The sequence below is a fragment of the Streptomyces sp. NPDC048415 genome, from assembly GCF_040651675.1.
Lineage (GTDB): Bacteria > Actinomycetota > Actinomycetes > Streptomycetales > Streptomycetaceae > Streptomyces.
This window is the reverse complement of the sequence record NZ_JBEZKJ010000061.1, coordinates 43,838-50,518: the sequence shown is the minus strand read 5'-3', so window position 1 is coordinate 50,518 and position 6,681 is coordinate 43,838. Positions and strand designations below refer to the sequence as shown.

Genomic DNA, 6,681 nt, shown 5'->3' with positions numbered 1-6,681 from the left:
CGTTTGAGGACGAGCGCGAAGCGCGATACGGGGGGTCTGGGGGGGCGGAGCCCCCCAGGTACGGGACGGGTAGGGGCGGAGGGGGCGAAAACCCGCTTCTACCCCGGCGGCGCCACCCACGTCCGCCCCTCCATCAGGCCCCCCAACCCCGCCCAGGCGAAGTTCATCAGGGTGGCGGCGGCCTGCTTGGCGGAGATGCCAGGGGTGGCGTTGGCCCAGGCGGCGAGGGACTCGGCGGCGCCGACGAGGGCCTCGGCGAGCCCGGCGACCTCGCGCTCGGGCAGGGACGGATCCCGGTGAGCCTCCCGCGCGGCGACGACGATCAACTGCGTGACGAACTCGACGAGTTCCTCGCGCATCGCGAAGACCTCGGCCGCGAACGGCTCACCGTGCGTACGGGCCTGGAGGTGGAGAACAGCCCAGCCGTCGGGGTTCCCGGCGGTGTGCGTGAAGAACGCCCGCAGCCCTTCCCAGAGTTGACGGTCGGCGGGCAGAGCGGTTCTCACGCCCGCCCGGACGGCAGCGGTGAGCGCCTTCGCCTCCCGCCGGATGCAGGCGGTGAAGAGGTCTTCCTTCGAGTTGAGGTACAGATACACCAACGGCTTGGACACGCCCGCGAGATCGGCGATCTCGTCCATGGACGCGGCCCGGTAGCCCCGCTGCCCGAAGGTCCGTACGGCGGCGTCCAGCATCTGCTGTTCACGTACCGCACGCGGCATCCGCTTGTTCTTCACAGCACCCATGCGGGCAAGCGTACGATCGGCCGCCGCCTGGCCGGGTGGCGAGGAGCGTCAGAAAGCGTCAGGAGACGTTACGAGTGGGCGCCGCGCGCCGCGTCGTCCACGGTGTCCTCCTGGCTGCGGTTGCGCTCCAGGTTGGCCTTGGCGCGGTCCACGCGCGCGACGACCTGGGCCGAGGCGCGGTCGCGCTCCCCCCGCAGCACGACGAAGCTGATCGGGGCGGAGATCACCATGGAGAGCAGGACGACCCACATGTAGTTGGAGTCGCCGAGTCCGCGCGGGGCGATACCGGAGTAGACGAGGCCCCAGACGACCACGAGGCAGCCCGCGAAGATACCAAGGCGCATCAGTGTGTAGCGGCCCATGTCAATCCACTCTTCCGTTCCGAAATCCGTCTCGAACGTTCCCAAAGGGCACCGTCCAGTGAAGCACGTCCGGGCGGCGATCTTGCAGGGGGGCCGTCGAGGGCCGCGTCACGTCAGCGGGAGCCACATCATGATGTCGTCGCGGTAGTCGTCCGCGGAGACCCGCAGTCCCCCGGGCACCCTGCCCACCTCCCGGTAGCCGCAGGAGGCATAGAACCGCTCCAGGCCGAGCCCGCCCCGGCAGGTCAGCTTCAGCGCCTCCAGGCCCAGCGCGCGGGCGTGCGCCTCGGCGGCGCCGAGGAGCGCCCGGCCGTGGCCGCCGCGCTGCAGCGACGGGTCGACCATGACCGTGGTCAGCCAGGCGACGTGCCGCTGGAGCCGGTGCTCGGTGAAGCCGAGGAAGGCGGTGGCGCGCAGCCGTCCCCTGTCGTCGAGCCCGGCCAGCAGCCGGTGGCGGCCCTCGGCGATCGTCCGGAGATAGCGGTCGGTCTCCGGGCGTACGTCGTCGTAGGTCACCGGGTCCGGGAAGCCGACCGCGCCACCCGCGTTGCTGACGTCCGCCCACAACCGGGTCAGCTCGTCCAGAAACGCGGGCGTGAGCTCGGGGTCGAGCCGGAAGGTCAGCTCCCCGGTCAGCGACGTCGTCTGTGCCATGGTCATCGAGCCTAGGCGCCGCCGCGCGGCCCGCCGTGACCGGGTCGGACGCGAGCGTTCAGACCCGCATCGCCTGCGGCGCCTCCCGGCGCGCCGGGTCGGGGCCCTCGTACTCGCGGATGATCTCGTATCGCGTGTTCCGCTCCACGGGCCGGAAGCCGGCGTCGCGGATCAGGTCGAGCAGGTCCTCGCGGGTCAGCTTGTTCGGCGTGCCGTAGTTGTCCGCGTCGTGCGTGATCTTGTACTCGACGACCGAGCCGTCCATGTCGTCGGCGCCGTGCTGCAGGGCGAGTTGGGCGGTCTGGACGCCATGCATGACCCAGAAGACCTTGACGTGCGGGACGTTGTCGAAGAGGAGGCGCGAGACCGCGAAGGTCTTGAGGGCCTCGGCACCCGTCGCCATCTGTGTGCGCGCCTGAAGGCGGTTGCGGACCTTGCCGTCCTTCACGTCGACGAAGTCGTGCTGGTAGCGCAGCGGGATGAAGACCTGGAAGCCGCCGGTCTCGTCCTGGAGTTCACGCAGGCGCAGGACGTGGTCGACGCGGTGGCGGGGTTCCTCGATGTGCCCGTACAGCATGGTGCACGGGGTCTTGAGACCCTTCTCGTGCGCGAGGCGGTGGATGCGCGACCAGTCCTCCCAGTGGGTGCGGTGGTCGACGATGTGCTGCCGGACCTCCCAGTCGAAGATCTCCGCGCCACCGCCGGTGAGGGACTCCAGGCCCGCGTCGATCAGCTCGTCCAGGATCTCCGACGCCGACAGGCCCGAGATCGTCTCGAAGTGGTGGATCTCCGTCGCCGTGAACGCCTTCAGCGAGACGTCCGGGAGGGCCTTCTTCAGCTCGCTCAGCGACCGCGGGTAGTAGCGCCACGGCAGGTTGGGGTGCAGGCCGTTGACGATGTGCAGCTCGGTGAGGTTCTCGCCCTCCATCGACTTGGCGAGGCGGACGGCCTCCTCGATGCGCATCGTGTACGCGTCCTTCTCACCCGGCTTGCGCTGGAACGAGCAGTACGCGCACGACGCGGTGCACACGTTCGTCATGTTGAGGTGACGGTTGACGTTGAAGTGGACCACGTCACCGTTCTTGCGGGTGCGCACCTCGTGGGCGAGTCCGCCGAGCCAGGCCAGGTCGTCCGACTCGTACAGCGCGATGCCGTCCTCGCGGGTCAGCCGCTCACCGGCCCGGACCTTGTCCTCCAGCTCGCGCTTGAGCCCGACATCCATGCCTCCACCTCTCCTCGTCACAAACCCTGACAACCGTACGCCCCGCCCATCAGTCCTCTTCGGGCAGCTCTCCGACCCGGTTCTCCCACTTCGTGGAGAGCACGATCGTCGTACGGGTCCGGGAGACGCCCTTCGTCCCCGAGAGCCGCCGGATGGTCTTCTCCAGCCCGTCCACGTCGCTCGCCCGCACCTTGAGCATGAACGAGTCGTCGCCCGCGATGAACCAGCAGTCCTCGATCTCGCTGAGGTCCCGCATGCGGCGTGCCACGTCCTCGTGGTCGGCGGCGTCGGAGAGCGAGATGCCGATCAGGGCGATGACGCCGAGGCCGAGGGAGGCGGAGTCGACGGTGGCGCGGTAGCCGGTGATGACCCCCGCCGCCTCCAGCCGGTTGATGCGGTCGGTGACGCTGGGTCCCGACAGACCGACGAGGCGCCCCAGCTCCGCGTAGGAGGCCCGGCCGTTCTCCCTCAGGGCCTGGATGAGCTGCCTGTCCACCGCGTCCATGCGATCGAAGCCTTCCGCTGAAAAGGTCTGAAGAGTTCCTGAAAGTGATGAGTGGTCGTGCGTTGCTCAGGTGGCTGCGTTGCGGGAGCCGCCGCCGAGTTCGCCCTCCCAGCGGCGGTACAGGTCGTGCTCGACGCCCGCCGCGTCGAGGACCCGTCCGGCGACGAAGTCCACCAGGTCCTGAATGTGCGTGGCCCCCGCGTAGAACGCCGGTGAGGCGGGCAGTACGGTCGCGCCCGCGTCGTCCAGGGAGACCAGGTGCCGCAGCGTCTGCCCGTTCAGCGGGGTCTCGCGCACGGCGACGACCAGCTTGCGGCCCTCCTTGAGGGTCACGCTCGCCGCACGCTGGAGCAGGTCCTTCGAGAGGCCGAGGGCGACTCCGGCCACACAGGCGGTGGACGCGGGCACGATGAGCATGCCCTTCGTGGGGTACGAGCCCGAGGACGGCCCCGCCGCCAGGTCGCCCGCGCTCCAGTGCCGTACGGCGTCGACATCCTCGAAGGCATCGAAGGTGCCGGGCTTGCCGTCGGCGCCACGCGCCAGCCATTCGCGCAGGTCGGCCTGCCAGTGGGCGTCGCGGAAGGGCAGGCCTGTCTCGTCGAGGAGGGTGAGCCGTGAGGCCCTGCTGACGACCAGGTCGACGCTCTCTCCCGCCGTCAGAAGCGCGCGCAGCACGGCGGCGGCGTACGGCGTACCGGAGGCGCCCGACACCCCCACGATCCAAGGCCGGCGCTGCGTCTGTCCTGGCTTCATGATGTCGAGCCTATCCGGCCACCGCCGGGATTCAGACCGTGAGCCCGCGGACCAGCAGATCGAGCAGGGCGCACACGAACAGGGCGATGCCGATGAAGCCGTTGACGCTGAAGAAGGCGCGGTTGAGGCGGGACAGGTCGTGCGGCTTCACGATGGAGTGCTCGTAGAGGAAGGCAGCCGTGACGATCACCAGGCCGAGCCAGAAGAAGGCACCCGCGCCGGTGACCACCGCGTACCAGACGAAGAGGCCCGTGGTGACGGCGTGGCAGCCGCGCGCGCCCCAGATCGCGGCCGGGATCCCGAACCGCGCGGGGACGGACAGGACACCGATCTCGCGGTCGGTCGTAACGTCCTGGCAGGCGTAGATCAGGTCGAAGCCGCCGATCCACACGCCGACAGCGAGACCGAGGACGACGGCGTTCCAGGACCACTCCCCACTGATCGCCAGCCAGCCGCCGATCGGGCCCATCGCCTGGGCGAGACCGAGGATGGCCTGCGGGAAGTTCGTGAACCGCTTGCCATACGGGTAGACGACCATCGGGATCACGGCGATGGGCGCGAGCGCCAGGCACAGGGGATTGAGCAGGGCCGCCGCGCCGAGGAAGAACACCAGGGCGACCAGCGCGCCCGTCCACGCGTGCTTCACGGTCATCGCGCCGGTGACCAGCTCGCGGTGGGCGGTGCGGGGATTGCGGGCGTCGATCTCGCGGTCGATGATCCGGTTGGCGGCCATGGCGAAGGTGCGCAGGCCGACCATGGCGATGGTGACGAGCAGCAGCCGCCCCCAGTGCACGTTCTTGTCCCACTCGAACATCGCCGTGAGCGCCGCGATGTAGGCGAAGGGGAGCGCGAACACCGAGTGCTCGATCATGACGAGGCGCAGGAACGCCTTGGTGCGGCCCGGCTGCGGGAGCGCCGCGGAAGCTGAGGTCACAGGCCGTACTCCTTCCAGCGGCGGTCGACCTTCGCCGCCGTCTCCGGGTCGGACAGCACCATCTCGGGCCAGCCGCCGTCCCGGGTGTAGCCCTCCTCGGGCCACTTCCTCGTCGCGTCAATACCCGCCTTGCCGCCCCAGAACTGCTGGTACGAGGCGTGGTCGAGGTGGTCGACCGGGCCTTCGACGACGGTGAGGTCACGGGCGTAGTCCGTGTTGCCGAGGGCCCGCCAGGCGACCTCGTGCAGATCGTGCACGTCACAGTCGGAGTCGACGACGACGATGAACTTCGTCAGGGACATCATGTGTGCCCCCCAGACGGCGTGCATCACCTTCTGGGCGTGCTTCGGGTACTTCTTGTCGATGGCGACGATCGCGCAGTTGTGGAAGCCGCCCGCCTCGGGCAGGTGGTAGTCCACGATGTCCGGCACGATGATCTTCAGGAGGGGGAGGAAGAACCGCTCCGTCGCACGGCCGAGAGGTCCGTCTTCCGTCGGGGGCCGGCCCACGACGATCGACTGAAGCAACGGCCGCTTCCGCATGGTGACGCAGTCGATCTTGAGCGCCGGGAAGGGCTCCTGCGGCGTGTAGAACCCGGTGTGGTCGCCGAACGGCCCCTCCGGGAGCATCTCCCCGGGCTCCAGCCACCCCTCCAGTACGACTTCGGCCTGCGCCGGAACCTGCAGCGGAACGGTCTTGCAGTCGACCATCTCGATCCGCTTGCCCTGGATGAACCCGGCGAAGAGGTACTCGTCGATGTCGCCGGGCAGCGGGGCGGTCGAGGCGTACGTCACGGCGGGCGGACAGCCGAAGGCGATCGCGACCGGCAGCCGCTCTCCCCTTCTCGCCGCGACCTGGTAGTGGTTGCGGCTGTCCTTGTGGATCTGCCAGTGCATGCCGATGGTGCGCTTGTCGTGGCGCTGGAGCCGGTAGAGCCCGAGATTGCGGATGCCGGACTCGGGATCCTTGGTGTGGGTGAGCCCGAGGTTGAAGAAGGAGCCGCCGTCCTGGGGCCAGGTGAACAGGGCGGGGAGCGCGTCGAGATCGACGTCGTCACCGCGCAGCACCACCTCCTGCACCGGTGCTTCCTTGACCTTCCTCGGCGGTACGTGGGTCATCGCGCCGAGCTTTCCGAAGGCCTCGCGCACCCCCACGAAGCCGTGCGGCAGTTCGGGCCTGAGCAGGCCGCCGATCTTCTCGGAGATCTCGGTGTACGACTTCAGGCCGAGGGCCTTCAGCAGCCGTCGGTCGGTTCCGAAGACGTTCATGGCGAGCGGCATCGCGGAGCCGCGCACGTTCTCGAAGAGCAGCGCGGGCCCACCGGACTTCTGCACCCGGTCGACGATCTCCCCGACCTCCAGATACGGGTCCACCTCGGCTTTGATGCGCTTGAGGTCGCCCTCGCGCTCCAGTGCCCTGAGCAGGGAGCGAAGATCGTCGTAAGCCATGTGTCCCAGTATCGCCGAGGCCTACCCGGCGCCCGCGTGCGCCCCACCCGAGCGGAGTCC

Annotated in this window: 8 protein-coding genes; all 8 read right to left on the bottom strand. The window is 69.3% G+C overall.

Annotated elements, in window-relative coordinates; genetic code table 11:
* Positions 1–98: 98 nt before the first annotated feature.
* The 8 genes from AB0D27_RS31055 to AB0D27_RS31020 all read right to left on the bottom strand — a co-directional run bounded on the left by AB0D27_RS31055 (position 99) and on the right by AB0D27_RS31020 (position 6,621).
* Positions 99–743 (bottom strand): TetR/AcrR family transcriptional regulator, encoded by a 645-nt coding sequence (locus tag AB0D27_RS31055; RefSeq protein WP_362515443.1) that lies wholly within the window; start codon positions 741–743, stop codon positions 99–101.
* Between the two features lie 68 nt (positions 744–811).
* Positions 812–1,105, bottom strand: a complete 294-nt coding sequence (locus tag AB0D27_RS31050) for a DUF4229 domain-containing protein (RefSeq protein ID WP_362515442.1) — start codon at positions 1,103–1,105, stop codon at positions 812–814.
* 108 nt (positions 1,106–1,213) lie between these two features.
* Positions 1,214–1,759, bottom strand: coding sequence for a GNAT family N-acetyltransferase (locus tag AB0D27_RS31045; protein WP_362515440.1), 546 nt, complete (start codon positions 1,757–1,759; stop codon positions 1,214–1,216).
* A 58-nt stretch (positions 1,760–1,817) separates the two neighbouring features.
* Positions 1,818–2,981, bottom strand: a complete 1,164-nt coding sequence (gene mqnE, locus AB0D27_RS31040) for an aminofutalosine synthase MqnE (RefSeq protein WP_362515439.1) — start codon at positions 2,979–2,981, stop codon at positions 1,818–1,820.
* A gap of 49 nt (positions 2,982–3,030) precedes the next feature.
* Positions 3,031–3,486 (bottom strand): Lrp/AsnC family transcriptional regulator, encoded by a 456-nt coding sequence (locus AB0D27_RS31035; RefSeq protein ID WP_362515438.1) that lies wholly within the window; start codon positions 3,484–3,486, stop codon positions 3,031–3,033.
* A gap of 66 nt (positions 3,487–3,552) precedes the next feature.
* On the bottom strand, positions 3,553–4,239 hold the full coding sequence (locus AB0D27_RS31030; protein WP_362515436.1) for a UbiX family flavin prenyltransferase: 687 nt from the start codon (positions 4,237–4,239) through the stop codon (positions 3,553–3,555).
* A 31-nt stretch (positions 4,240–4,270) separates the two neighbouring features.
* Positions 4,271–5,173, bottom strand: a complete 903-nt coding sequence (gene mqnP / locus AB0D27_RS31025) for a menaquinone biosynthesis prenyltransferase MqnP (protein WP_362515434.1) — start codon at positions 5,171–5,173, stop codon at positions 4,271–4,273.
* Positions 5,170–6,621: a menaquinone biosynthesis decarboxylase gene (locus AB0D27_RS31020; RefSeq protein WP_362515432.1), complete on the bottom strand. Its 1,452-nt coding sequence runs from the start codon at positions 6,619–6,621 to the stop codon at positions 5,170–5,172. Before AB0D27_RS31020 ends, mqnP begins: the two co-directional genes overlap by 4 nt.
* Positions 6,622–6,681: the final 60 nt, after the last annotated feature.